We start from the raw sequence: 24,695 nt of genomic DNA, 5'->3' as shown, positions 1-24,695 counted from the left end.
GGGAGGGCGATAACTTGCACGGATGGCAATGAATGGCAGTTGACGAAGGCGGAGATGCAGACCCAAAAATGGCGCCCCCAACGCCCTCCAGACTACGGAGGCGGCGCAATGTTCCCGGTGTGGAACGGGTCACTCTTCTGGATGTCGCGCGGGAATCGGGATTGTCGACGGCCACCGTTTCCCGGGCTCTGAACGAGCCCAAGAGCGTAACCGACAAGGCCCGTGTCAAAGTCACTGAGACGATCACGCGGTTGGGCTACGTTCCGCACGGCGTTGCAAGGGCGCTGGCGTTGCAGCACACTCGAACTGTCGGCGCGATCATACCGACGATTGAGAATTCGTTTTTTGCCAAGGTTATCACGGCCTTTCAGAAACGTCTGACCGAACAAAATTATTCTCTTCTGCTGGCAACGACCGAATACGATTTCGCGGCCGAGTTCGAACGCGTCCACACCTTTATCGGAAAGAGTGTCGATGGGATCATGCTGATCGGGGAGCAGCGCGACCCAGCGATCTATGACCTGCTGAACCAACGCAAGATTCCGTTCATCAATACCTTTGTCTACAACGCGGCCTCGCCCCATCCGTCCTGTGGTTTCGACCATGCGCAGACCATCGGACCGAGCGTCGAATATTTGGCGGGCCTTGGTCATACTGAACTTGGCATGATCATTGGTGACATTTCGATCAACGACAGGGCGGCTTCGCGGCTCAAGGTCGCGCGGTTGACGGCTAAGCGGCTGAAGATGTCATTCCGAGAGGAAAATATCGTGATATCCGGCTATTCGGTGTCCGAAGCGCGCAGCATTGCCAAGCAGATTCTCAGACGGGATAACCGTCCTACAGCGATCGTTTGCGGCAACGATCTTCTGGCGATGGGAACGCTTTTTGCGGCGCAGGATCTGGGGCTGGACGTACCCGGCGAACTGTCGATTTTCGGGCACGGCAATTTCGATTTCGCGTCTGAACTTTCGCCTCCGTTATCTACGGTAAGGCTGCCGGAGTACGAGATCGGCCAGACCGCAGCCGACTATCTGGTGGCGCGGATGGCCGGAAACGTGGTGCCGGATCACATCCGGCTGGCCTCGCATCTTGAAATCCGCGGCACTACGGCGCCGCCCCCGGACCAGATCAGGCATCTCTGGTCCGAGGACTAATCGGGTGGTCAGTCGGCCCGTTCGAACACCGGCAGCAGCCGACCGGATGTGTTTGGGCGGAAAGTGACCTGCAATGCCATCCCGTATTCTGGGTTTTCTGCGGCTGACCCGACAAGATTGCTGAGCAGGCGAATGCCTTCGTCCAAGTCGACAGTTGCAACAAGGTAGGGAACATCGTCGCGCACATCATCCCAGTAGACCTGATGAAAGATCACCCAGGATACGAGCTTGCCATGGCCTGAAACTGAAACCCACTTCAGGTCCTTTGACAGACAGGTGGGACAGTTCGGCCCGGGCGGAAAGTGACGATCGCCGCAATTGCTGCATTTAGGGGTTGCAAGCGTTCTGTCGTTCGCAAGATCCCAGAAGGGAGCAGAGAGGTTGGTGATATTCGGTTCGGGCCGCAGCAGGCGGGAGGTTTCAGAAGGTGTCATTATAGCTCTCCTCACTCGATGCCGTAGATGATGGAACGTGTGCAGGGCGTCGACTGGACGTATTGCACGATCTTGCAATCCGGAACTTGCCGCGCACCGCATTCTCCGCGCAACTGCCGGACAGCTTCGATGTTGAGCGCCCAGCCCTGCATGTAGGAATTGGAGAGATGCCCGCCATCGGTGTTGGTGGGTAGGCGACCGCCCAGCTTTAGCGCTCCTCCCTCGACGAACTGACCGGCTTGGCCACGCTCGCAGAATCCAAGTCCTTCGAGACTGAACAGCACCGTCGGGCTGAAGTTATCATAGCACATCAGCGCGTCGATGTCGCTGTGGCTGACTCCAGCCTGTTCGTAAGCGGACCTGCCCGCTAGTTTCGTCGGCTCGTACCAGAAATCCATCTCGGGGTAGGAGGAATGCCTGAGTGAATCCTTTGCTCCCGAACCGAGAATCTTTACCGGCTTCTTCTTGAGATCCTTGGCGCGTTCGGTTGTCGTGACGATCAGGCAGACCGCTCCGTCGTTGATCAGACAGTAGTCAAACAGGCGTAGCGGTTCGCAGATTGGCCGGGCATTTTCGTGATCTTCGACCGTCATTGGCTTTTTCATCACGGCAGACGGGTTAAGCTGCGCATGATGGCGGAAGGCGACTGAAACCTCGGCAAGCTGTTCGGTGGTTGTGCCGTAGCGTTCCATGTGTTCGCGAAACATCATCGCGTGAATACCGCCCATCGAGGTAAAGCCCCACGGATCCCAGAAGCCGGGATCCTCGTCGCCGCCATAATGCACGCGGCGCGACCGACCGATGTTGGCATAAAGCAGGACGGCATAATCGCAGTATCCCGCGTCGATGGCGGCCATTGCCTCGATTATGCCGATGCCGGACATGCGGCCGTGCGCGGGAAGCTGAAGCGTCCATCTGGGTTCGATACCGATGATTTCGGACATGCGTGCATAATGGGGAAGACGGCTGACCAGCAGGCCGTCGGCCTGCGACTTGTCGAGACCGCAGTCTTCTAACGCATCCTGAAATGCTTCTGCGGCAAGCGTATAGTCATCTTTGTCGGGAAAGTTGCCGTAGGCCGTTGTTCCGACCCCCGCAATTGCAAACCTTCCGCTTGGGGAATGATCCATGAATCCTCCAGATCAGTTGAAGAGTGAGAAAAGAAAGCCCGAAGCCGGGCCGGTGGGGAGTCTGACGCCCATAAGCAGCAGAAAGCCGACAAGGATGGCGCAGAACACGACAACAAAGGTCGCCGCATGGCTGGCCTTCATCTTGAAAACCACGCAGCTTGCGATCGACAAAAGCGCCATGGTTTCGATAAAACCGACAGAGCCGACGAGGAAGAATGCGCTGCAGATGATCGCCGACATGACCAGGGTTCTGGCATCGAACTGCACTGACATGTTCGCCGGGTCATCCACCGCCTTTTGGCAAGGGACGGTGTCGAGACGCCACCGAAACGTCGCGCGGACGATCAGTAGCCCACCAAATACAGCGAAGATTCCGATTGCTATGAGCCTGGGAAATACCGCTGCAACCTGCGGATAATCTTCTACTCCGAGGTAAATGAGAAATGCCGCAAGAAGAAACGTGATCCCCAGCAGCCCGTCTTTCATTGGGTTTGTGAATGTCACGCCGCACCTTCCTTTCGCTGTTGGGGTCCCCTTGTGCTTGCAAGCGCGCGCCAGATTGAGACCGCCAGTAGCAGCGCAATCATGGCAATCAGCACACCCGAGACTGGGCGAAAGAACCTCTCGATCCCGCCCACCTGAAAGGCGCGCAAAAGTTCGCGTTCGATGATGGGTCCAAGGATCGCGCCAAGCAGTACATTCGCAACGGGCAGGTCACATTTTTCGAGAATGACGGCGAAGATCCCGACGGCGATGGTGACATACAGTCCTTCGACAAAGCCTGTCGCAATGAAGGTGCCGATGATCGAAAACCCGACGATACAAGGTATCAGATAAGCCGTACGTACCTTTGTGATGTACACGGCCAGGCCATGAAACGGCAGGCCGAAGGCGACAAAGAAAAAGCCCGTCAGAAACAGGCCCAGCAGAATGCTCCAGATAATTTCCGGGTTTACGGTCATCATCTGCGGCCCCGGATAGACTCCGGCCAGCAGAAATGCCCCCAGGATCAGGCTTGATGCGGCGCTGCCCGGAATGCCAAGCGCAAGGAGCGGGACAAGCGTTGTCGGAACCGCGGCGTTGTTGGCCGTTTCGGCCCCGATGAGCCCTTCTAGCGCCCCTTTGCCGAATTCTTCTGGATTCTTACTCGTTCGGTATGCCTCCTGATACCCGATCCAGGACGCCGCGATCGTGCCCAGTCCGGGCAGCGCCCCAACGATCGTGCCCATCATACCAGTCTTGAGGACAAGCCATTTTCGGGTTGATACGTAGGCAAAGAACGCCTTGGTCTCTTGCCAAATTTCGAATTTCAGACTGACCTTGTTTTCCTTGATATAGCTTTCGAGCGTGACCAGCCGAAAGGTCTGAGGGATCGCGTATAGTCCCACGATCAACCAGACGAGGTTGATGCCATCCCAAAGCTGCGGATAGGGTTGAAAGTAGCGGATGAATCCGGTGCCTTGATGCATCCCGATTGTGCCAACCATCAAACCGATTCCGATGGCCAACATCCCTCGCAGCGGGTCGGCCCGAGAGAGCGCACCCGTTCCAGCCAGAACCAGCGCGAACAGCGCAAAGAGCCCACGCTCTGCCGTACCAAGAGACCGTGCGATTTCGATGAACACCGGCGTCAGCGCCAGTGTCCCCAGAAAGCCGATGACCGAACCGATAAACGACGAATAGATGTCAGCGGTCAATGCAAGACCAATCTTTCCCTTCTGCGCCATCGCATGGCCTTCGACCGTCGCCGGCACACCCGCCGCGTCGCCGGGGATCTTGTAAAGTATGCCGCCAGTGCTGGCCGAATAGACTGACGCGGCATAGACGCCCACAAGCATCAGCACCGCGGTCTGCGGCGGCAGGCCGTAAGTGAACGGAAGCAAAAGCGCCATCATTGAAACGCCGCTGATGCCAGGCAAGGTTCCGGCGATCAGGCCCAGGCACGTACCAAGTGCCAGCCAGAGAAGATTATCCAGTGAGAACAAAAATATTATAGCGTCAAGAATTGGGCTGCTCATGAGACCTCGCGCTGCGGATTCCAGGACGAATAGGGTCGGCGGCGCTTCCGCAGAGAAGCGCCGTCTTTTTTATGGGAATGGCTCTATTTGTTCAGGTTCTCGTCACGAACCGGCTTTAGCTCATTCATCTTGGCGACCAGATTATCGAGGCGTTTCTGCGCTTCTTCGCGTGGTATCCAGATCGGAGGTTCGCCAGCTGCCATGCGGTTTTCGACGAAACCCGGCTGCTCTGTTGTGGTCTTGAAGGCCCATTCCAGGTACGCCTTGCGGTCCTCGGGTACATCCGATTTGACGAACATCACCCCGAAACCGTTGCCCAGAACATTCAGCTTTGCGCCGATGGCCTCTTCGACGGTGGGCCAGTCGAACGGGAAATTCTCATCCGGGATTGCGTCCGGTGCGATGCCCATGGCCAGCACTTTGAAATCCGGGTGGTCAATCATGTCTGTGCGCGAAACACCCAGATATCCGACATCAATATCACCGCTGATCAGGTCGGCCTGGATGTCCGCGGACGAACTGTAGAAAACCCAATTCCAGTCGCCCAGCGTGTCCGTGGTTTGCATAAAGTCGATCATCTCGAGATCATCGAGACGCCCTGGTCCGATGGAGGCGAGCGTGACCGATCCCGGATCGGCTTTGACCTGCTCTACCATGGCTCCAAGTGTCGGATACTTGGATTCGCTGGATGCCACGAAGCCCAAGACCGACAGCGTAAACATGCCGAGTGGCGTCCAGTCGTCCCACGTCCATGGCAGCCCCGCAGGGGACAGGACCGAATGCGCGTGCGGCCCATCAACCGTGGCTGCTGTCAATACTGTGTAGCCGTCAGAGGCCTTGGCAAAGGCGGCGTTGGCCCCGACGAGGCCGCCACCGCCGGAGATGTTTTCCACGCGCACCTGCTGACCGATCACGCTTTCCATCTCTTGCTGGAAGATGCGGCCACGCGAATCTGTCAGGCCACCAGGGCCGTAGGGCACAAGAATCGTCAGCGGCTGGTTTGGATAGTCTTCGACCTGCGGCGCGTGGGTTTGCTGCGCCGAAACGGTGCTGACGCTCAAACAGCAGGCCGTAGCCAATGCGGTAAATCTCTTGATATGTCTCACGATTTCCTCCCGGTTAAAGCACGCCGCGCTCCTCCTCGAACGCGGGCATTCTTTTTTGTAAGCGCTTGCAGTTTTTTTGTAAGCGCTTACAAAAAGGCTATGCGAGTGGCTTTGCACTCGTCAAGCACCATTGTCGGTACCCCGAGAGAAACGAGCTTTGAGCAAAGCTCGAGGTGTACCGGCCAGATAGAATTTGACACGACACGAAGGGGTTAAAGCCGTTGCAGCAAGTTGAAGATCTAAACCGCGGGGCCTCAGAGCAGCTGCGTCCCGGCATGCTCAAAGGCGTTCGAGTGCTCGAAACCTGCGACGAACTTGGCGAATACTGCGGTCTGCTGCTTGCCGGGATGGGCGCGGATGTCATTAAGATCGAACCCCCCGAAGGTGAAGTCACGCGTCGGATCGGGCCGTTCTACGAAGACCGGGACGATCTGGAAAACTCCCTTTTCTTTTGGGCTTACAATCGCGACAAGAAGTCGGTCACGCTCGACCTCGAGTCATCGCAGGGCAGGGCCGAGTACCTTCGCCTCTCGGCAACCGCTGATGTTGTTCTTGATTCAAAGAACATCGGTTTGCTCAAGTTGCTGTCGGAGTGCGCAGGCTTTGACGCCGCCGCCAAGCGCCCCGTCACGGCACGCATTACACCCTTTGGCGATGATGGCCCCTGGAAGGATTTCAAGTCTTCGGACCTTGTGCATCTTGCGCTTGGCGGTGTTATGTCCAATTGCGGATATGACGCCGAACCGGATGGCCGATATGACCTACCTCCGATTGCGCCGCAGGTCTGGCATGCCTACCACATTGCTGGCGAACAGCTTGCGTGCGGCATTGTGGCGGCCCTTGTGCATCGCCAGACTGGCGGCGACGCCCAGGATGTATCGATTGCGATTCACGAGGCCGTGTCGAAGAATACCGAGCTGGACCTGATGTCCTGGGTTATGCGCCGCGCACCGCTCTATCGGCAAACCGCGCGGCACGCGACAGAAACCCCCAACCGGGCACAGAACATCAGCCACACCAAGGATGGCCGCTGGTGCATGACCTGGGGCGTTTCGGCCCGCGACAAGGCCAAGCTTGTGCCGTTTCTGGATAGCTACGGCATGGCGGCGGATCTCGTCCGGCCGTCCGACGATGCAGACCTATCGGCGCGGCAAATTCCCGGAACGGCGGATGCCAACGAAGAAACCGCACACACTCTCGACGTTATTCAACGCTTTGTGCGGGCCTTTGGTTACGACAGTCTGCCCTGGCGAGAGGCGCAGGAAACAGGGCTGCTGTGGTCGCCTGTACGCAAGCCTCATGAAAATGCGCTGGACCCGCACTGGCTGGCACGGAACACCTTTGCCGAGATCGAGCATCCGGAATTGAATGCCAGTTTTGTGTATCCGACCAGCAAGTGGATGAGCAGTGCAACGGATTGGCAGCCCGGCCGCCGTGCACCGCGACTGGATCAGGACCGGGCGGCTGTCCTCAACGACCGGACCACGCGCAAAGAGCCTGCCAAGTCGGCCGCAAAGGCCCGCCCACCCGCGTCGGAAAAACGGATGATCGGCAAGTCAAAGCACGGCAGTGATTTTCCGTTGAAAGGATTCAGGATCTTCGATTTCTCCTGGTTTCTCGCATCTGCGGGTGGCACTCGCATCCTTTCAGCGATGGGAGCCGAGGCGATCAAGGTGGAATGGAAGGCGCACCCCGATACCCGGCTGGCGGCGATGGCCCCTGTCGGCGGACGCTCGGCACGAGAGCGTGCAAAAGCCCCGCTGCAAGGGGTCACAGACCCGGATATGGGCGGACAGTTCAATAACAAGAACTCAGGCAAACGCGGTTTGTCGCTGAACATACGCGATCCGCGCGGGCTTAAGATCGCCCGCGATCTGATATCGATGTCAGATATGGTTGCAGAAGGTTTTTCACCTGGTGTGCTGGACCGTATGGGGCTTGGGTATGACGAACTGAAAAAGCTGAAATCTGATATCATCTATGTCCAGCAAAGCGGGATGGGAAGTCAGGGCAGCTACGGCAGGTTCCGAACGGTCGGGCCTATTGCGGCCTCTTTCGCCGGCACGACTGAAATGTCAGGCCTTGCAGAGCCTGCAATGCCGGCAGGTTGGGGATATTCATATCTTGACTGGATCGGCGCGTATGGCTTCGCACTCGCATCACTTGGCGCCATTCATCACCGAAACCGAACAGGCGAAGGACAGTGGATCGACTCATCGCAATGTGAATCCGGAATTTTTCAAACCGCGACTGCAATCCTCGACTGGTCTGCGAATGGACGGGAATGGCAGCGATACGGTAATCGGTCCCCGTTCAAGAAGGCGGCACCGCACGGCGCATTTCGCTGTGATGGAGATGACAACTGGCTCGCCATCGCGTGTTTCACAGAGCCCGAATGGCAGGGCTTTCTCAAGGTCAGCGGACTGTCGCTTGGCGATGATCCGCGCTTTGCAACACTTGAAGCTCGGCTCCTGCATCAGGATGCACTGGATGCGTTGGTCAGCCAATGGACACAGGCGCAGGAACGCTACGACGCCATGCAACGGCTGCAGGCTGCCGGGGTGCCCGCAGGCGTTTGTCAAACGGCGGGCGACCGGTGCGACATCGATCCGCAACTGCCACATCTCAACTGGCTGACCGAGGTGGACGGAACCAAAATCGGACGCTGGCCGGTTGCGGAATTCTCGCCGAAACTGACCGATACACCGGTCTATAGTGGTGGTCCGATTGATCGTGCCGCGCCCTGTTACGGCGAGGATAACGAATATATTCTCGGTGAACTGTTGGGATATTCCATGGCAGATATCCGACGGTTCAAAGACGAAGACGTCATCTGATGTTATCGCGCCTGCAAGCGAACAGGCGTTGTGCGTCTCAGCATCCGGCGAACGGGCTGCGAGGGTGAGCGGGGTTGCACAGATCTGGCGGGACGCGGCGCTGCATTTGCGCAGTCGCGATTTCTATGCCCGGACTATCCTGACCGTGATCGCCGCAGCGTTGGGTGGTCTGGCCGCACAATGGATTGGCGTTCCGATTCCCTGGTTGATCGGGCCGATCCTGTCCACGCTTCTGGTTCTGAGTGTCGGGCGTCCGGTGAGCACGATGTCGGGTGTCCACGCACCCATGATCGGGATCATCGGATCCATGCTGGGCGCAAGCTTTACCTTGGATATCTTTTCTCAGATAGCCTCGTGGTGGATGCTTTTTCTTGGGCTCATCGTCGCCTCCACCATCAGTTCGACAATCGCCTATTTTATACTTCGCCGTTTTGGCCGCCTTGATCCGCCAACGTCGTTTTTCGGATCGACGCCCGGCGGCCTGATCGAAATGTCCCTGATGAGTGAGCATTTCGGCGGTGACATGCGGTCGGCGTTTCTCATCCACACATTGCGCGTCTCGCTCGTGGTGCTGATCCTTCCCCAGCTTTTGAACCTACTGGCCGACGCGCCGATCACCAACGGAGCGCAGGCCGCCAGCAGCCAGGGCATGCTGGAATGGCAGGGTGCCGGTTGGCTCCTGTTATGTCTTCTGCTTGGCAAGCCAATAGCCGGAAAGCTTAGGTTGCAGGCCCCGGAACTGCTTGGCCCCTTGTTTCTAAGCGCGCTGTTGCACGTTGGCGGATTTACCGATTTCAAGCTGCCGTTCTTTGTCGTGGCATCGGCACAGGCGGTGATCGGGATCAACATGGGCGGCCGGTTCGCGGGAGTCGACCGGAACACGCTTTTACGGCTGGGGTGCGTAACCCTGCTGCTTGTCACGGTTCATCTCGGCTCAGCGACCGCCGCAGCGGTTGTGATGGCTCGTTTGACCGGTCATGACATGATTGAACTTGTGCTGGCATATGCTCCGGGCGGTATTGCCGAGATGAGCATCATCACGCTGGCCGTAGGCGGCAATATTGCGCTGGTTGCGATACACCACCTCTTGCGCGTGTCACTCGTACTGTTCGTGGCACCGCCACTCTACAGAGCCCTTTTTCACAAAAACCGCGACCCATCGACGTGAACAGCGGTATCAAGGGTTTTGGCCATAAAAGGACAAGGCTCTTTGCCCCACCGTCAGCCTGTGTCCGAGGCGGACGTTCATGGCGTAAGTCCCGCTAGAACGCCACGCCCCATTCTTTGCCCTCAAATCCCGGCGACAGGATCTGTCGAAACAGCGAAAAAGCGGTGCCCATCTTTCAATGGGCAACCGCAGCGTGGGATCGGCCTGGTTGGCTGGAGGACCGGAGCGGCTTAATCCCACATTGCGCTCCAGCGTGGCATCCCGCAACAAAAAGGCATCGAATCCAACACCAAGGAACGCGGCGCCCGCGTCGGCACATTTTTTCATGAATGGCTCATCAAACGAGATCAGGCCCGAGGGTTCCTGCGGAAATACCCTGCTGGGCAGTGGATCGCTGTATTGCAACTCTGACGGCGTGCATGCCCTCTCATGGTTTGCTTTGCAAACCATGAGAGGGTGGACAGTACGTGGCGCCCCCGTGACGAACTTGTCGCACATGCCTTCCTTTCATTCCTCAGAAAGGATCGCACCATCAAACCATGGGACCAAATACATAGCACAACGCTAGCTGGGAGATGTCCAATCCATCAGAACCCTATTTGCCCACTCCCGAACTAGACGGCGACAAGAGGATCAATTGTTAGTAGCGTAACCGAGAGCGATCATGATTCGTTGCGTGTCTGCCTCATGCTTGGCCATCAGTTCGGCCAGATTAGCGGCATCTAGCCAGCGCAACCCGAACCCGGCTTCGATCATCGCGGTCTGAAAGCGCGGCGAGTCATAAGCTGATTGCGCAGCGGTTTCCCAAGCAGTCACATGTTCAGGCGACAGGCCTGCCGGTCCACCCAATGCGCGCCAGGTGCCGCCGTCAAGCGGTACGCCGAGAACCTCGCCCGCCAGCGGAACGTCTTCGAAGCCTGGAACTGGCGCGGGACTAAGGACGGCAATCGGGCGCACCGCCCCAGCGGAGATCAGGGCGGAAGCCTCCGGCAAAGAGGCCGTCTGGAAATCAACCCCGCCCGAGGCCAGTTCGGTCAGACCGCTTGCCGCGCCCTGCCCTGGAACCCAGATCACCTTGGCGACGTCGATACCATAGTCCAACATCATGCCAGCGACCGGAACATCCCAGACGCTGCCGCAGCCACCACTGCAATGTATCGTGAAAGCACCCGGATCGGACTTGATAGCGTCGAGGGCGGATGTCAGATCTTCGAACGGCGACGACGCCCCGACCAGAAGCGCGGAGCTGTCGCCATTGAACACGGCGATGGGTGAAAAATCTGAACCTTCGAAATTGGCTTGGCCGGTCATCTTGTAACCCGCATAGGGAAACAAAAGACCGACGGTCAGCCCGTCTGGCGCGGCGTTCTTCATCGTGGTCAGCCCGACGACCCCGCCGCCCTGTCCCTGATTGACGATGGTGATCGGTTGGCCAAGCGCGCCTTCCAACTCGCGTGACAACAGGCGCGTTGTCGTGTCACCCCCGCCGCCCGCGCCCGCGGGTACGACAATGGTTAAAGGGCGATCAAAAACGGCTTCTGCCTGGGCCGAGACGGGCACCAGTGCGAGCACAGCCAAAGCAATGTATTTCAACATGATATCTCCTCCCTGAGATCGTATCGGATGGCGCGTCATCCGCGTGGTCGTCCGCCCTCCTACAAAGGCGGGGCGGCGGCACAATAAAGCGCCGCCGCATCTGGCGTCAGCCCGCTTTCTGCATTGATGCCGTTTCGCTCTCGTCATACTTGAGAACTTCGGCCAGCTGTACGTCAATCTTGGCGGCTTGCTCCGGGCTGGTTACCGGCATTGGCATCCGCGGCAAGCCCGCATTGACGCCCTGTTTTGACAGGACATACTTCACGTTTGCGGGCAAATTGTCCGCAAAGATCGTGTTCCAGAACCGCAGCAGCGCGCGATGGATTTCCTGTGCCTTGGCGTGATCGCCCGCCTGCACAGCGTTCCAAAGCGCCACGCAGACACCGGGAACCGCCGCCGGGTTGGCCGCGATTGTGCCATGTGCCCCCATCGCGAACGAGGCATAGAGCAGCGCATCAACCGCAGTGAAGACAAGTTTTCCCTGGGGAATGGAGATCATCAGATCGGCCATCAGCTTAAGATCGCCTGCCGATTGCTTCACTCCGATGATGCCGGGAAGACCTTCCATCAGCCGCACCAAAAGCGCGGGCGACAGGTAGTTCCACGGCACCACGTTGTAGATCAGCACGGGCAGATCGACTTCTTCGGTCATACGCTTGAAATGCGCATAGGTGGCGTCGTCATCGGGTTTGAAAACGTAATGCACCGGCGTCACCTGAAGCGCGGCCACATCGTATTGCGACACCGCTTTGGCCATTTCGATAGCTTTGCGGGTCGAGTTGGCAATAATGCCCGCCACAACGGGAATGGAGCCGTCCACCTCTTCGCAAGCGATCTCGATCGAGCGCGCCAGTTCTTCGGTGGACAGGGTGTGGCCTTCGCCGGTCGAGCCACCAAGGCAGATCCCGTGGACCCCCTTGCGCATCATAAAGCGGACGTTTTCACGCAGCGCCGCCTCGTCGATGGTTTCGTCCGCTGTGAACGGAGTCACCAGCGGAGGAATGATCCCTTTCAGGTCGTGTTTCATGCCGTTTCCTTCTATATGAACGGTTGACCGGGATGCGGGCGCCACACGACGCCCGTCGCCGATCAGGGGTTGAGCGCGTCGATAACGCGTTCTGTCTGCGCCTCATGCTCACGCATAAAGGCGCCAAGCTCTGCGGAATCCATCCAGACCGCGCCAAAGCCGCGATCTTTCATGCCCGTTTGAAAGCCATCACTGTCATAGGCGGCCTTGATTGACGCCTCGATCTCGCCAACAAGGTCTGCATCCATGCCGGCCGCGCCGGCGATGCCGCGCCAAGTGCCGCCCGTGGCGGATCTACCGGTTTCCTCTTCAACCGTTGGTACGTCCGGGTAGCGGTCCAGTCGTGCCCCCGAAAACACAGCAACGTTGCGAACCAGCCCTGCATCACGCAGTGCGTCGGTTTCCGGAAGCGAGCACAGAACGATATCCATTCCGCCGGAGGTCAACTCTTGAAGGCCCGCAGCAGACCCCTGGGCGGGGATCAGGTTCAGCTGGGCGACATCGATGCCTTCGTCAAGCATCAGCGACACAAAGGGGATGTCCCAGCTGGCATTGCAGCCACCACCACAAGAGATACTAAGGCTGGTCGGATCTTCTTTGAGTTTGGCAATGATGTCGTTGATCGAGGTCAGATCAGACCCCTCGGCAACCGACACGCTTGCCGGATCCATGTTGATCATGGCGATTGGCGTAAAGCTATCAGAGGTGAAATCTGCCTGCCCCAGCATCCGGTATTGGGCAAAGGGTGACATCTGCCCCACGGTTGTACCATCGGGTGCGGCGTTGACATAGGTTGTCATGCCGACCACACCAGCGCCTTGCGCCTGATTGACTACACTGATCGGCTGATCAGCGCTCGCTTCAAGCTCTCTCGCGAGCAGGCGCATAGTGTAATCACTGCCACCTCCGGCACCGGCGATCACGATCAAGGACGTGGGTTTGGTCGGCCAGGCCGCATCGGATTGCGTTGCCATCGACATGGTGCCGGCCGCCATCAAGACAAGCGCAGCTACCCCACGGGCGCGGGTTTGTTTCAACATGATTTCTCCTCCCAGATATTCCTAATTAGAGAATTGTGGCGCTCATTATTGCGCCATATCCCATATATGAGAATTGAGTGAATCTAGGCGTCAGTCAACAGGAAAGTGGTATTGGAGATAAGTTGTTGACACTTATTCCGATAGTTGGAATTTAAGACCTAGAACGGCTGCGCAGGGACGTCACCGTCCGCGCGCCCAGCACCAGTACCCAGATCACGATGGTGGCATATCCCAACCACGAGCCGACCTCACGGTCGAAGAAAATTCCCAGATCGCCACGGGATTTCAGCATCGTTGTCATGAAATTCTGCTCAATAAGCGGGCCGAGGATGAGCCCGAGAATCGCTGGGGCCAACGGAATGCCATTAGCCTCTAGCATGTACCCAAGCACACCGAAGACTACGATCAGACCCACAGCAAACAACGTATTTTCAACCGAAAACGCCCCAAGAATGCAGAACAACACAATCACCGGAGAGATATAGACCGGCGGCAACCGCAGCACCGCGCCAAAGGCCCGAACCATGGCAATCCCCAGCGGGATCATCAGGAGGTTGGCCAGAAAGAAGATGGCAAAGATCGCATAGATCATCTCGGGTTGGTTCAGGAACAGCGTCGGACCGGGGTTTATGCCTTTGATGAACATAACAGAAATCACGATGGCCGTGATCGCATCACCCGGAATGCCAAAGACCGTGGCCGGGATATAGGCACCACCAAGGCTGGCGTTGTTCGCTGCACTGGCGGCGGTGATACGCTCTACCGCGCCATCATCGCTCATCGCCCGCCCGCGCCGGGTGCCGCGCCGCGAGATGGCATAGGAAATCCACGCAGCAATATCAGACCCAGCGCCGGGCAGAGCACCGACCACTGTCCCGATCAACCCGCCCCGCATCGCGCCCATCTTATGGGCTCCAAGACCGCGCAGGCTGGGCCCGAGCATCGGACCGACCGGAGGCAACTTAGGGCGGTCCTCGACCGGGACACTGGCATTGCGCATCAGCTCGCCCATTGCGAAAAATCCAATCAGAACCGGAATCAGGCCGAACCCACTCAGCAGGTTGACCGACCCAAAGGTAAAACGCGGAATGCCGCTGACCGGGTCCATGCCTACGGTCGCAAGGGTCAGGCCGATGAACAGCGACAACAGCCCTTTCAGAAGCGAGTCGCTGGATACCAGCGTGGCGCAGCTGAGCCCCATCATCCCAAGCCAAAAGTATTCCACCGAACTGAAGGTCAGCGCAATCTTGGCCAGCGATGGCGCGGCTAGTGTCAGCACCATCGCGCTGAACAACCCGCCAAAGGCCGAGGCGATCACGCCCGCCCCCAGCGACACCGCCGCCTGTCCCTTGAGCACCAGACCATGTGCATCATCCGTATAGGCCGCCGAGGCCGGGGTTCCCGGCATCCGCAAAAGCGCGCCGGGAATGTCGCCCGCAAAGATCGCCATGGCTGAGGCAGTCACGATGGCGGCAACCGCTGGAATGGGGTCCATAAAGATCACGAAAGGCACCAGTAACGCCGTCGCCATCAGCGCCGTAAGCCCCGGAATTGCCCCGATCACCAAGCCGTAAAAGGCCGTTATTGCGATCGTCAGCAACAGCACGGGATCAGCAAGCAAACTGAAAACCTCCAAAATTACCATATAAACCACCCTGAAATCGGTGCCAGCACCCCCCAGGGAAGGGGGACGTGCAGAATTGAAATAAATTGCAGGGTTGTGATGAAAACCACGGACAGGGACACAATCAACGCCCGCAGCGGCGCGACTTCGCCTGATAACAGCAACGCCAGCAATAAAAGTGTCGCCGTGATGTGAAAGCCAAGCGACGTTACGAAAAGATAGTAGAACAGGCAGACGCTTGGGATCAGCAGCACGTTGCGTGTCAGGCGGCGATCCGAAAGCCAAGCGGGCCATTCGACCAACGCCGCACGATGGCGCAGCCCCATCACGACCAGTGCGGCACCGCTCAGCGCCATTCCGGCCCCCATCAGGCGCGGAAACATGCCTGGGCCATACGCCAAATGTCGGGGGGTCGGAAATGAGTAGGAAAAGGCGATCACAGTCGCGCCAAGCGCCACAAAGATCACGCCAAGCAGGGCATCATGCAGCTTCACTCGAGGTCCCCCCGTGCGAATTGACGACGAAAACGGCCGGACATAGGTCGCGCATGTCTGTTCCTCCCCAAAATGGGTTTACGAAGACATTGCCCGTCAGTCAATCCGCTATTCGGAAAATAGATGTGAGATTACGCTCTAACGCCGCTTCTTAGAAGGATCCCAACCAAGCTCGGCCGAAATCGCATTCGCGGTCTGAGTGACCGCGTGCGACAATCCCGACAGGCGCGACAAGGGCATCCGAAGCGTGGGCCCGGAAACGCTGATCGAGCCGAAAACACGCCCCCGAGAGTCCCGCAAAGGCGCACCTACACATTGAATACCAATCTCGTTCTCTTCCTCATCCGTCGCATAGCCGCGCTCTCGGATCAGGGCGAGGTTTTCGGCCAACGCATCATAGGTGGCCAACGTGTTGACGGTGCGCGCGGCAAGCCCCTCTTCCGCAACAATTTTGCGAATCAGGCGTTGATCCTGAAACGCCAAAAACGCCTTGCCGACGCTGGTGCAGTGGATTGGGGCCGCTTCGATCGTCGTCAGGGTTGTATTGCGAGCATCGCCCATTTCCTCGCGTTCGATACAGACCATGTGACTTCCGTCAAACATATGAAGATGAACGATTTCTCCGGTCACCTGATGTAGCGATACCACATGAGAATGGGCATGCCGGTTCAGGTCGAGATTGGCCAGAACAACGCTGCCATAATAGAACATGCGCAGCCCAAGCCGATAGTCGCCGCGCCGCCCGTCCTGATCGATCATACCGATTTCGCGCAGTGACGCGACGATCCGGTGAATGGTGGTGCGGGGCAGGCCGGTGCCCTCAACAAGTTGGGTCAGCGACAAACTGCCATTGGTCCGGCTGAAACAGTCAAGCACGCGCGCCATTTTGAAGAATGACTTTGCCCCGGCATCGCCAAAACCTTCTTCCTCAACCACCTTCAGGACATGATCACTCATTTGACACCCATCTTCTGTGTCCCTCTACCTCTCATTTTCCACAATACAGATCAATGTCCTCTCACCCCTCGAGACGAAGAAAATTGAGAGATGATGGAAAGTTTGTTGACGTCTTGTAATTTTATATAAAATAATCGAGCAATAATTTGCTATTAATCCGTTATTCGGAATAATTGTGCGGGAGCGAAAAGTTGAAAAACTGATAAACGACCCGCGGACCGTTGTCCGCGAGCTTTTGACCGCTTTGGTCGCGGCGGGTCCGTCACTGGCCTTACTGGAAACAGACGCGGTCATCCTACGCAGTGACATCCCCGAAACGCCGACCGACCGGTCCGTCGCACTGATCTCGGGGGGGGCAGCGGTCACGAACCCGCCCATGCCGACTATGTCGGCCCTGGCATGCTCAGTGCCGCCGTTGCGGGCGATGTCTTACCTCACCCAGTGTCGACGCGGTCTAAGCAGCGAAGCAGGCCAGCGTCGGCCCGGCGGGCGCGTTGTTGATCGTCAAGAACTATACTGGCGACCGCTTGAATTTCTCGCTTACTGCCGAATTGGCCCAGGCAGACGGAATCCCCTGCGAGATCGTGTTTGTCGCTGATGACGCGGGGCTTCGAAATCTGGTGGCGCGGGATCGTCGTCGCGGACTGGCAAGAACGGTTCTGATCCACAAACTGGCCGGGGCAGCTGCGGCAGCAGGCAAGCCACTGGCCGAAATCGCGCAGATTGCCCGCGATGCCGCTGAGGATCTGGTCACAATGGGTGTCGGCCTTGGCGCCTGCATCGTACCCACCGCTGGCCAGCCAAGCTTTGAGCTTGGCGCAGACGAGGTTGAATTCGGCCTTGGTATCCATGGCGAGAAGGGCGTAGAGTGCGGTCCGACGGCCTCGTCTGCCGAGATCGTCGCACGAATTCTGGATACGCTTGAGGCCGAGCTGGGCGATCGCCTGAAAGGCCCGGTTGGTCTTTTGGTAAACGGCCCTGGGGCAACGCCGCCACTGGACTTGCGATCGTCGCAGGTGATGCGCTGACCGCGCTCAGGGCTCGGGGCGCGCAGGTCGAACTGGTCTGGATCGGCGATTTCATGGCGGCGCTTGAAATGCCGGGATGTTCGCTCTCGCTGCTGCCGCTTGATGCCACACGTAGGGCGCTGCTTGAGGCCCCCTCTGCCGTGCGGGCATGGCCGTGTTCGGCGCAGATTGGAACAGGGAAGACTGTCACCCTTCCCCAAAAACCTGTCCAAAGCCTGACCGCGGTCCTCAAGGCCGGTGTCGCCCGCGTTGCAATGGCATTGACCGAGGCAGAACCGCATTTGGCGGACCTCGACAGCCGCGCAGGCGACGGCGACCTTGGTGCCAGCATGTTCCGCGCCGCCGAAGCGCTGCGCACGCTTCCTGAAGCGGCTTACAACGACCCAGCAACACTTATGAGTTCGGCTTGAACAACTGCCATGTAGCTGAATAACCGAGATAAATCGGATATTTTTCTGGCTTCAAACTGCAGGGATTCGTAGAATCCAATTGAAAAGGCTGCAGTTTGGATCCTGCCATGAAGCACCGCTCGCGTCCTGAGGAACAGGATGATCTCCTCCGCCCCCGATTGGTCGACATGATCGACATGCGCCACGAGCTTGTAAAGCTGGCAGACTTGATCGACTGGGAGGTCTTCGAACGGGAGTGGGCTGGTTTCTTCCCGTCGGCGACAGGGCGGCCTGCGACGCCGCCACGGTTGGTGGCGCCTCATGTATCTGCAGCATGCCTATCGGCTCTCGGACGAGGCCGTGATCGCCCGCTGGGTGGACTCCCCGTATGTCCAGCATTTCACAGGCGAGACGTTCTTCCAGCATCAGCCGCCGATTCATCCGTCCTCGCTCAGCCGCTGGCGTGATCGCATCGGCGAAGAGGGCGCGGAGTGGCTGCTGACCAAAACGATTCAAGCGGGCCGGTCTGTCGGTATCATCGACGACGACAGCCTGGCGCGCGTCTCCGTCGACACCACCGTGATGGAAAAGAATATCGCGTATCCAACCACCTCCCGGCAGCATCCTGCGGATGCGCCTGCCGGGCAATGAACGCCAGGCTCTACGAGAAGGCGCGGGTGAAGTTGGTCGCGCTGGCAAAGGACCTCGCCGCCCGGACCTCGCCGTCGTGGACCGCGGCTACCGTGGACACGGTGTCGGAACAACCCATGTGTTGATCTCCGGAATGCGTCGCGGGCTGACGGATGGGCTGAAAGCGCAGCTCCGAAGGCGCAGTGCGATCGAGCCGGAGATCGGCCACATGAAGACCGATGGCCGCCTCGCGCGCTGCCCTCTCAAAGGGACCAAGGGCGATGCGCTCTTCGCTGTCCTGTGCGGCTGCGGGCACAACATCCGCAAGATCCTGGCCCGCCTGAGGGCCCTTTTGGTCCTGTTGTTCGAGGGCCTGTCACGGGCGCCGCGCGCGATCAACGCCTTCACCGTCCGATCAATAGCACTGCAAATCGCCGCGTAGGTGTTGTTCAACGTCGACTATCGTAACGTGTCGCGACCCGTCGCCAGTCCTAGCGGCGGGCAACGCTGTTCTCGATTTTGTGGCGCTTTCGATAGCGCCCCTCATCGTGCGGGATCGCGACCTTACGGCTTTTCCGCGACGGGAGGCACGGCTTGATCACCTTGTCTTCAAGGGCTTGGCGATGCCAATCGGCATCATAGCCTCGATCTGCCAGAAGATGTTTTGCAGGCGGCAACGCATCCAGAAGCGCTCGCGCGCCAATGTCGTCGCGGCGCGCTGGCCCGCCGTCAGAAAGATCCGCAGCGGGCGGCCCGCCGCGTCTGTGACGGCGTGCAATTTTGGGTTCATCCCGCCCTTGGTCCCCCCCTTTTCAGCCCCAGGCTGGAGGCCGTGCGGTGTGTCTTCAGATGTGTCGCGTCGATCATCGGCTTATCAATTTAGCCGCCTCGATCGGCCAGTTCGAGAAGCATCCGCGCGAAGATACCCTATCTCGCTCCACCGCTTCCAACGGCTATAGAGGGTCTTGTGCGGACCGTATTCCGCAGACACATCGCGTCACCGCAAGCTATTGCGATTGATGAAGATACCTCCGCTCAACACCCGTTTGTCGTCCGCGCATGGCTTGCCGTGGGACTTCGGGAAAAAAGGCTCCAGCTTGGCTATCTACGCGGCGTTCAGCCAATAAAGATTGCTTATGCCACCTGCGGATCACCTCCGGTGCCGGGCATTTATATTCGCTCGACAATCACTGCGATACCCTGACCTCCGCCTATGCACATGGTGGCAAGACCATAGCGCCCGCCGGTGCGCTGAAGTTCGTATATCAGCTTGACCAGAATAATCGCGCCGGATGCACCTATGGGATGGCCCAGAGCGACGGCGCCGCCGTTGGGGTTAACGCGGGCCGGATCTAACCCCAGCTCCTGCGATACGGCGCAGGCTTGGGCCGCGAAGGCTTCGTTGCTTTCGATCACATCCAGGTCGTTGGCATTCAGACCCGCGCGCAACAGCGCCTGCTGCGTGGCGGGAACCGGGCCCATGCCCATTATTTCGGGCGCAACACCGCCCAGCCCATAGGCCACAATCCGCGCGAGCGGCGCGGCGCCTTTGTGGCGGGCGGTGTCCTCTTCCATCAGCACCAGCGCGGCGGCGCCGTCATTGATACCACTGGCATTGCCGGCTGTGACGCTGCCGTCCTTGGTAAAGGCGGGGCGCAGCCCCTCCAGCCGCTCGGCAGAGATATCGCCACGCACATGTTCGTCCGTATCAAAGGTTACCTCGCTCCGGCCCTGGCGGACGTTCATGGGTAGAATCTGATCGGAAAATCGGCCCTCTGCAATCGCCTGCGAAGCGCGGCGGTGCGATTCCAGCGCAAAGGCGTCCTGCGCGTCACGGTCGATGCCATACCGCTTTGCGATATTTTCCGCCGTGACACCCATATGGCCATTGCCGAAGGGGTCTGTCAGCGCGCCGATCATCATGTCGATCGCGCGACTATCGCCCATTTTCTGGCCATGCCGTGCCGTCGTTAGCAGATGGCCTGCGCGGCTCATGTTTTCGGCGCCGCCTGCCAGCGTGATTTCCGCGTGGCCCAGCATGATCTGTTCCGCAGCCGTGACAACGGCCTGAAGCCCCGAGCCGCAAAGGCGATTCAATGTCAGAGCCGGCGCGGTGTCCGGTACGCCTGCGCGGATGGCGACGATTCGGCTGATATACATATCCTCAGGATGGGTGTGCAGGACGTTGCCCAATACGGTTTGCTGCACCTCGGCAGCGCCTATTCCCGCGCGCGCGATGGCTTCGGTTGCGACTGCAGCGCCCAGATCACAAGGGGACGTGCCCGCCAGTGACCCGGAAAAAGTACCAATAGCGGTGCGCACGCCCGAGGTGATAACGATGGATCTGGTCACGCGAGGTTCCTTCCTACTAGATTCAGAATACGCCCCAAGGCCATATCAGGCAACCAAGGCACGACGTTTTGAACGATGGTCCCTTTCAGGATTGGTGCCGCATCATAGCGGTGCAAAACCCAAGGCCGATTGCCGCGATAGCAACGCCAATTACAGTCATACCAATATGGCCAAAAGCGGGGACCAGCGTGGCTGGAATAGCAATCGCGGCACCCGCTATGATGATACTGATTTGTGTTAGAATACCAACGCGGCCATATCCCAGCGTGCCAAACCCGGCGAGATATCCCTGAATGCCGGATGCAATCAGCCAGACGCCGATAAAGGCCAGGATAGTGACGGGGACAACGTCGCTCCATTCGCCCACCCCAATCAAGGCTGGCTCCAGAACAAACAGAAATGGAAGAACGTAGATTATTGAACCGAGTCGCATGGCCGTAAAACCTGCGCGCATCGGGCCTGTTCCGGCCAGCGTAGCCGCGGCAAAAGCCCCCAGAGCAACGGGTGGTGTGATATAGGACACCATCCCCCAGTACATTATGAAAAGATGCGCTGCTATTGGATGCAACCCAGCCTGAACAAGCGCAGGCGCCAAAACGACAGCCAACAGAATATAGCAGCTGGTAACCGTCATTCCCATGCCGAAAATGAAGCTGGTCAAGGCGCCCATGAACAACAATGCCAGCATCCCATCACCTGCCAGAAACACCAGATCGTTCGCCAGAGTACCAGACAGTCCGGTTGCGGAGAATGCTCCGACAATGAACCCGACACCCATCAAAATGGCTGCCATTTCGGCCAGTGCAATGCCGGCATAACTAAGCAAGTCCCGGATTTTGGCGATGGGCAGACGTGTGCCTGGGAAAAGCTGCGTCACCAGCAAAAGAAGGAATGTACAAATAAACGGCGCGATCCTCTCTTGCTCGAGACCGATCAGCATCCAGACAAGCACGGCGAAGACAATGATGTAGTGCCACCCATTTTTGAGTGTGTTCCGTAGATTGGGCAGCTCTGATTTTTCTAGCCCTATCAGCCCCCTGCGGGCAGCATAGCTGTCGATTTGAATGATGAGCCCAAAATAGAAAAGGGCCGAAGGTATAATTGCCGCCAACACGATTTCAGCATAGCCAACGCCGACGAAAGCGGCCATGACAAACGCGACCGCGCCCATGATCGGTGGCATCATCACCCCCCCGGTCGAGGCACAAGCCTCAACACCGGCGGCATAGTTGGATGAAAATCCGGTGCGTTTCATCGCAGGAATGGAAACCGCACCCGTGGTCATAATGTTAGAGATGACAGAACCGCTCATCGAGCCCATCAGGCCGCTGCCGACAGTGGCAACCTTTGCAGCGCCACCTCGATATTTTCCGACCATGCGAAACGCAAGATCGTTGAAGAATGATCCGCCGCCAGTGAATTGCAGTGCCGCGCCGAACAGGACGAAACCCAACACAAGTGTGCCAAAGGCCTCCATCGGGATTCCAAAACTACTTTCACTAGATAGAATGTGGAATGGAATAATATCCCCGATTGGCTGCGAAAATCCGGCAATCGGTCCTGGCATCGATCCAGCAAAAACGGGATACAGGGAAAAAACCAAGACAATTATCGCCATCAATGTGCCAGTGACCCGGCGCATCGCTTCGACGATCAGTGCCCATAGCACAAAGCTAAGGACTTTGGGCATCAACGGCTGAGCATATTCCCAGCCCTCATTCAGGCTCTGCTCTCCGGTCAGTCCAAAATACGAGCAAATAAACCACGCCGTGCCGGCGGCGACAAAGTCGACAATCTCTAACGCGCGGTGCGGAGTTTTCGAAAGCGGATACACCAGGAAAACAATTGTTAAGAAAACCGCGCCAAGCGTATAAAGGTACGCATTCTGAAGGATAGTGACGCCGACAAACAGTCGAAAATTAAAGACCTGGTTCACAGCAAAAAAGATTGCCACCAAAGTCAATATAGCAACCAGATTGGACACAATCGGACCTTGGCGCAACCCGCGCATATCTGTCCCGCCTGATGTATCGGTTTTGCCAGACGCCCCCGCACGCGGTGCAGGAGCGGTATTTGAACTATGCGGCGCCACGTTCATCAGTCCTCGGCGCTTGGCATCGGGATACCACTACGTTCTTCAAGCCAGGCTTGTTGCAGATCAGCGCCTTCAAGACCCTGTTCGATCAGGCCCTGCCACGATTTCGCAAGTTTTTCCTGCCGCTCGATCAGCGCAACATTGTAAGTATTTGATGCATCACTCCAAACACCGGCGTCTTTCATCGCGTTGACCGCGCCATCATGGAACGGGATGATCCAATCGAAAGATTGCTTGTCCAAGGCCCACCCATCCGCGCCGGGCGCGGCGTCCTTGTAGACCGGGTAGGTGTCAATCAGCGCCTGCGTCATGGACTGCACCAAATCAGGGTCTTGATCCGCATACGCGATCAAAACGGGGTAGGGATAGTTCGTCCCTTCATGGGGGGCGTCCTCAGAAATCCCGGCGCCTTCGGTCGCGATGTGCGGGATGATATGGGGTCCCTTGGCTTGCAGACGATCCCAGCCTTCGCTGTCGTCTTGCGGCACCGGTATCCAGGTGATTCCGCGGGTCGAATTCTCGAGCTGGTAGGCGCCACTGATCGTGGTCGCGCCCCATGCGGCGTCAACCTGACCAGAATTCATACCGCTCCACGAGGCGGCGTAGCCCGGAAAATCCACCCGCTCCACGTCCTCCCAACCAAGCCCGGCAAATGCCAGTATAGCCTCGACCCCGTTGTTGATCGCCGCTGAGCCGACGACTGCTGCGACCCGCTTGCCTTTCAGGTCAGCCACAGAGGCAATGCCACTTTCTTGCGTCGCGGCAAGGCCCTGATTGTGATCCGGGTTCGAGGCAATTAGCACCCTTATCTTTTGCGGGCCCCACTCTCTGTCGTTGAATTGTTCGATGCCTTCTTGCGCGAAATACGAGGCAATCCCGGCGGCAGAAAACATCACCCGTTGGTCGCGCAGCGGAATCATGCGTGACACGTCATTTTTACCCGGAAGAATCCGAAGCGTTTTGCCAAATTCGTTTTTCAGCGCCGCCCCCATCGCGACGGCCTGCGCGTTGCCGGTCGAACCCTGGCCATATGCGCTCCAGGTCACAACATCGGGCAAATCGACCGATGTCTGGGCGGTTGCCGAATGTGCGAGCGTCAGGCCTAGCGCACATATCGTTGGAATAAAGAAGTGCTTCATATTTTTCCTCCCTGTTCAGTGGTCTGTATCTTGTCTGTGGTGTTCAGTCTTTCAATCGCGGCCCTTGTTGTCCCTCGGGGCGCTGGCCTCCGTGTCGCTATGCCGGGCGATCAGCCCATGGCCTGCTTTAGCTCCGCTGTCGGCATTTCGGCGCCGTATTGTAAGATCAGTGGTTTGATCACGTCCTCAGTGCGGGCGCAGCCCAGAGCGCGCATCGCCTCGAGCACGGGGCAGAAAAAGAGCTGCGCGCAAACGGTCAGCGATCTTGTGCCAAATGGCGTCGGTCAAGGGTGCCAGACCTTCTTCGATCCGCCATGGGTTATTTGTATTGCCCGCAGCGATAAGCACGGCAGAGGGCGCATAAAAGGCGCCCAGCCCGGCAAGGTTCTGCACGGCAGCGAGGCAACCGATGGCGATGCCACCGCCCATTGTCCCCGCGCCGATAAAAGCGACCGAATTGATGCGCATGGATTG

At 58.3% G+C, this 24,695-nt stretch carries 18 protein-coding genes and 4 pseudogenes; 6 read left to right on the top strand and 16 right to left on the bottom strand.

Translation table 11 applies throughout. The features are described 5' to 3' along the window. The first annotated feature begins 119 nt into the window (after positions 1 to 119). Positions 120 to 1,157, top strand: a complete 1,038-nt coding sequence (locus tag IMCC21224_RS21200) for a LacI family DNA-binding transcriptional regulator (protein WP_047997552.1) — start codon at positions 120 to 122, stop codon at positions 1,155 to 1,157. A gap of 8 nt (positions 1,158 to 1,165) precedes the next feature. On the opposite strand, the gene IMCC21224_RS21195 is transcribed toward IMCC21224_RS21200, so the two are convergent. From IMCC21224_RS21195 to IMCC21224_RS21175, 5 genes are all read right to left on the bottom strand, one after another. Then, a complete protein-coding gene (locus IMCC21224_RS21195; RefSeq protein ID WP_047997551.1) occupies positions 1,166 to 1,591 on the bottom strand; it encodes a Zn-ribbon domain-containing OB-fold protein in 426 nt (141 codons plus the stop codon). A gap of 11 nt (positions 1,592 to 1,602) precedes the next feature. Then, complete coding sequence (locus IMCC21224_RS21190) at positions 1,603 to 2,721, bottom strand: thiolase family protein (protein ID WP_047997550.1); 1,119 nt, start codon at positions 2,719 to 2,721, stop codon at positions 1,603 to 1,605. Between the two features lie 12 nt (positions 2,722 to 2,733). Further along, positions 2,734 to 3,225, bottom strand: a complete 492-nt coding sequence (locus tag IMCC21224_RS21185; RefSeq protein WP_156178389.1) for a hypothetical protein — start codon at positions 3,223 to 3,225, stop codon at positions 2,734 to 2,736. Further along, positions 3,222 to 4,739, bottom strand: coding sequence for a tripartite tricarboxylate transporter permease (locus tag IMCC21224_RS21180; RefSeq protein ID WP_047997548.1), 1,518 nt, complete (start codon positions 4,737 to 4,739; stop codon positions 3,222 to 3,224). The genes IMCC21224_RS21185 and IMCC21224_RS21180 overlap by 4 nt, the downstream gene beginning before the upstream one ends. Before the next feature lie 83 nt (positions 4,740 to 4,822). Next, positions 4,823 to 5,845: a tripartite tricarboxylate transporter substrate binding protein gene (locus IMCC21224_RS21175; RefSeq protein ID WP_156178388.1), complete on the bottom strand. Its 1,023-nt coding sequence runs from the start codon at positions 5,843 to 5,845 to the stop codon at positions 4,823 to 4,825. A gap of 221 nt (positions 5,846 to 6,066) precedes the next feature. Between IMCC21224_RS21175 and IMCC21224_RS21170 the strand changes: the two genes are divergently transcribed. Next, positions 6,067 to 8,682 carry a CoA transferase gene (locus tag IMCC21224_RS21170; RefSeq protein WP_197089276.1) on the top strand — a complete coding sequence of 872 codons (2,616 nt, stop codon included), beginning with the start codon at positions 6,067 to 6,069 and terminating at the stop codon, positions 8,680 to 8,682. A gap of 64 nt (positions 8,683 to 8,746) precedes the next feature. Next, positions 8,747 to 9,850: an AbrB family transcriptional regulator gene (locus IMCC21224_RS21165; RefSeq protein WP_047997546.1), complete on the top strand. Its 1,104-nt coding sequence runs from the start codon at positions 8,747 to 8,749 to the stop codon at positions 9,848 to 9,850. A gap of 633 nt (positions 9,851 to 10,483) precedes the next feature. Here IMCC21224_RS21165 and IMCC21224_RS21155 read toward each other — a convergent pair. The 6 genes from IMCC21224_RS21155 to IMCC21224_RS21130 all read right to left on the bottom strand — a co-directional run bounded on the left by IMCC21224_RS21155 (position 10,484) and on the right by IMCC21224_RS21130 (position 16,588). Further along, a complete protein-coding gene (locus IMCC21224_RS21155; RefSeq protein ID WP_053079131.1) occupies positions 10,484 to 11,446 on the bottom strand; it encodes a tripartite tricarboxylate transporter substrate binding protein in 963 nt (320 codons plus the stop codon). Positions 11,447 to 11,552: 106 nt separating this feature from the next. Further along, entirely contained in the window at positions 11,553 to 12,473 is a 921-nt protein-coding gene (locus IMCC21224_RS21150; RefSeq protein ID WP_047997544.1) for a dihydrodipicolinate synthase family protein, read from the bottom strand. Between the two features lie 62 nt (positions 12,474 to 12,535). Beyond that, positions 12,536 to 13,513 (bottom strand): tripartite tricarboxylate transporter substrate binding protein, encoded by a 978-nt coding sequence (locus IMCC21224_RS21145; RefSeq protein WP_047997543.1) that lies wholly within the window; start codon positions 13,511 to 13,513, stop codon positions 12,536 to 12,538. A 151-nt stretch (positions 13,514 to 13,664) separates the two neighbouring features. Continuing rightward, on the bottom strand, positions 13,665 to 15,134 hold the full coding sequence (locus IMCC21224_RS21140) for a tripartite tricarboxylate transporter permease (RefSeq protein WP_231582168.1): 1,470 nt from the start codon (positions 15,132 to 15,134) through the stop codon (positions 13,665 to 13,667). 17 nt (positions 15,135 to 15,151) lie between these two features. Beyond that, complete coding sequence (locus IMCC21224_RS21135; RefSeq protein ID WP_047997541.1) at positions 15,152 to 15,631, bottom strand: tripartite tricarboxylate transporter TctB family protein; 480 nt, start codon at positions 15,629 to 15,631, stop codon at positions 15,152 to 15,154. A gap of 138 nt (positions 15,632 to 15,769) precedes the next feature. Further along, positions 15,770 to 16,588 carry an IclR family transcriptional regulator gene (locus IMCC21224_RS21130; RefSeq protein ID WP_047997540.1) on the bottom strand — a complete coding sequence of 273 codons (819 nt, stop codon included), beginning with the start codon at positions 16,586 to 16,588 and terminating at the stop codon, positions 15,770 to 15,772. 360 nt (positions 16,589 to 16,948) lie between these two features. On the opposite strand from IMCC21224_RS21130, the pseudogene IMCC21224_RS29005 reads away from it, so the two are divergent. From IMCC21224_RS29005 to IMCC21224_RS27325, 3 pseudogenes are all read left to right on the top strand, one after another. Further along, positions 16,949 to 17,089: pseudogene (locus IMCC21224_RS29005) on the top strand (dihydroxyacetone kinase subunit DhaK); the annotation flags it as partial. Next, positions 17,083 to 18,026, top strand: a pseudogene (locus IMCC21224_RS29000) (dihydroxyacetone kinase subunit DhaK). The pseudogenes IMCC21224_RS29005 and IMCC21224_RS29000, both read left to right, overlap by 7 nt. Positions 18,027 to 18,133: 107 nt before the next feature. Further along, positions 18,134 to 19,077 (top strand): annotated as a pseudogene (locus IMCC21224_RS27325) (transposase). A 52-nt stretch (positions 19,078 to 19,129) separates the two neighbouring features. Here IMCC21224_RS27325 and IMCC21224_RS28615 read toward each other — a convergent pair. The 5 genes and pseudogenes from IMCC21224_RS28615 to IMCC21224_RS21095 all read right to left on the bottom strand — a co-directional run. Next, positions 19,130 to 19,740 (bottom strand): annotated as a pseudogene (locus IMCC21224_RS28615) (IS5 family transposase); the annotation flags it as partial. Positions 19,741 to 19,805: 65 nt separating this feature from the next. Then, entirely contained in the window at positions 19,806 to 20,987 is a 1,182-nt protein-coding gene (bktB, locus tag IMCC21224_RS21110) for a beta-ketothiolase BktB (protein WP_047997539.1), read from the bottom strand. Between the two features lie 85 nt (positions 20,988 to 21,072). After that, the gene (locus IMCC21224_RS21105; protein ID WP_082135378.1) at positions 21,073 to 23,085 is read right to left on the bottom strand and encodes a TRAP transporter fused permease subunit; all 2,013 of its coding nucleotides are present in this window, start codon (positions 23,083 to 23,085) and stop codon (positions 21,073 to 21,075) included. Continuing rightward, entirely contained in the window at positions 23,085 to 24,221 is a 1,137-nt protein-coding gene (locus IMCC21224_RS21100; RefSeq protein ID WP_047997538.1) for a TAXI family TRAP transporter solute-binding subunit, read from the bottom strand. The genes IMCC21224_RS21105 and IMCC21224_RS21100 overlap by 1 nt, the downstream gene beginning before the upstream one ends. A 186-nt stretch (positions 24,222 to 24,407) precedes the next feature. Further along, positions 24,408 to 24,689: a hypothetical protein gene (locus tag IMCC21224_RS21095; protein WP_047997537.1), complete on the bottom strand. Its 282-nt coding sequence runs from the start codon at positions 24,687 to 24,689 to the stop codon at positions 24,408 to 24,410. Positions 24,690 to 24,695 lie beyond the last annotated feature (6 nt).

The sequence above is a fragment of the Puniceibacterium sp. IMCC21224 genome (genome assembly GCF_001038505.1).
In the GTDB taxonomy this organism is placed as follows: domain Bacteria; phylum Pseudomonadota; class Alphaproteobacteria; order Rhodobacterales; family Rhodobacteraceae; genus Puniceibacterium.
Note: the sequence above shows the minus strand (reverse complement) of the source record. Positions and strands in the feature narration are given on the sequence as shown.

Coding starts and splice junctions, on each gene's coding strand:
- IMCC21224_RS21155 (WP_053079131.1), bottom strand. CDS start 11,446: ATGTTGAAATACATTGCTTTGGCTGTGCTCGCACTGGTGCCCGTCTCG.
- IMCC21224_RS21180 (WP_047997548.1), bottom strand. CDS start 4,739: ATGAGCAGCCCAATTCTTGACGCTATAATATTTTTGTTCTCACTGGAT.
- IMCC21224_RS21150 (WP_047997544.1), bottom strand. CDS start 12,473: ATGAAACACGACCTGAAAGGGATCATTCCTCCGCTGGTGACTCCGTTC.
- IMCC21224_RS21190 (WP_047997550.1), bottom strand. CDS start 2,721: ATGGATCATTCCCCAAGCGGAAGGTTTGCAATTGCGGGGGTCGGAACA.
- IMCC21224_RS21195 (WP_047997551.1), bottom strand. CDS start 1,591: ATGACACCTTCTGAAACCTCCCGCCTGCTGCGGCCCGAACCGAATATC.
- IMCC21224_RS21095 (WP_047997537.1), bottom strand. CDS start 24,689: ATGCGCATCAATTCGGTCGCTTTTATCGGCGCGGGGACAATGGGCGGT.
- IMCC21224_RS21130 (WP_047997540.1), bottom strand. CDS start 16,588: ATGAGTGATCATGTCCTGAAGGTGGTTGAGGAAGAAGGTTTTGGCGAT.
- IMCC21224_RS21105 (WP_082135378.1), bottom strand. CDS start 23,085: ATGAACGTGGCGCCGCATAGTTCAAATACCGCTCCTGCACCGCGTGCG.
- IMCC21224_RS21100 (WP_047997538.1), bottom strand. CDS start 24,221: ATGAAGCACTTCTTTATTCCAACGATATGTGCGCTAGGCCTGACGCTC.
- IMCC21224_RS21145 (WP_047997543.1), bottom strand. CDS start 13,513: ATGTTGAAACAAACCCGCGCCCGTGGGGTAGCTGCGCTTGTCTTGATG.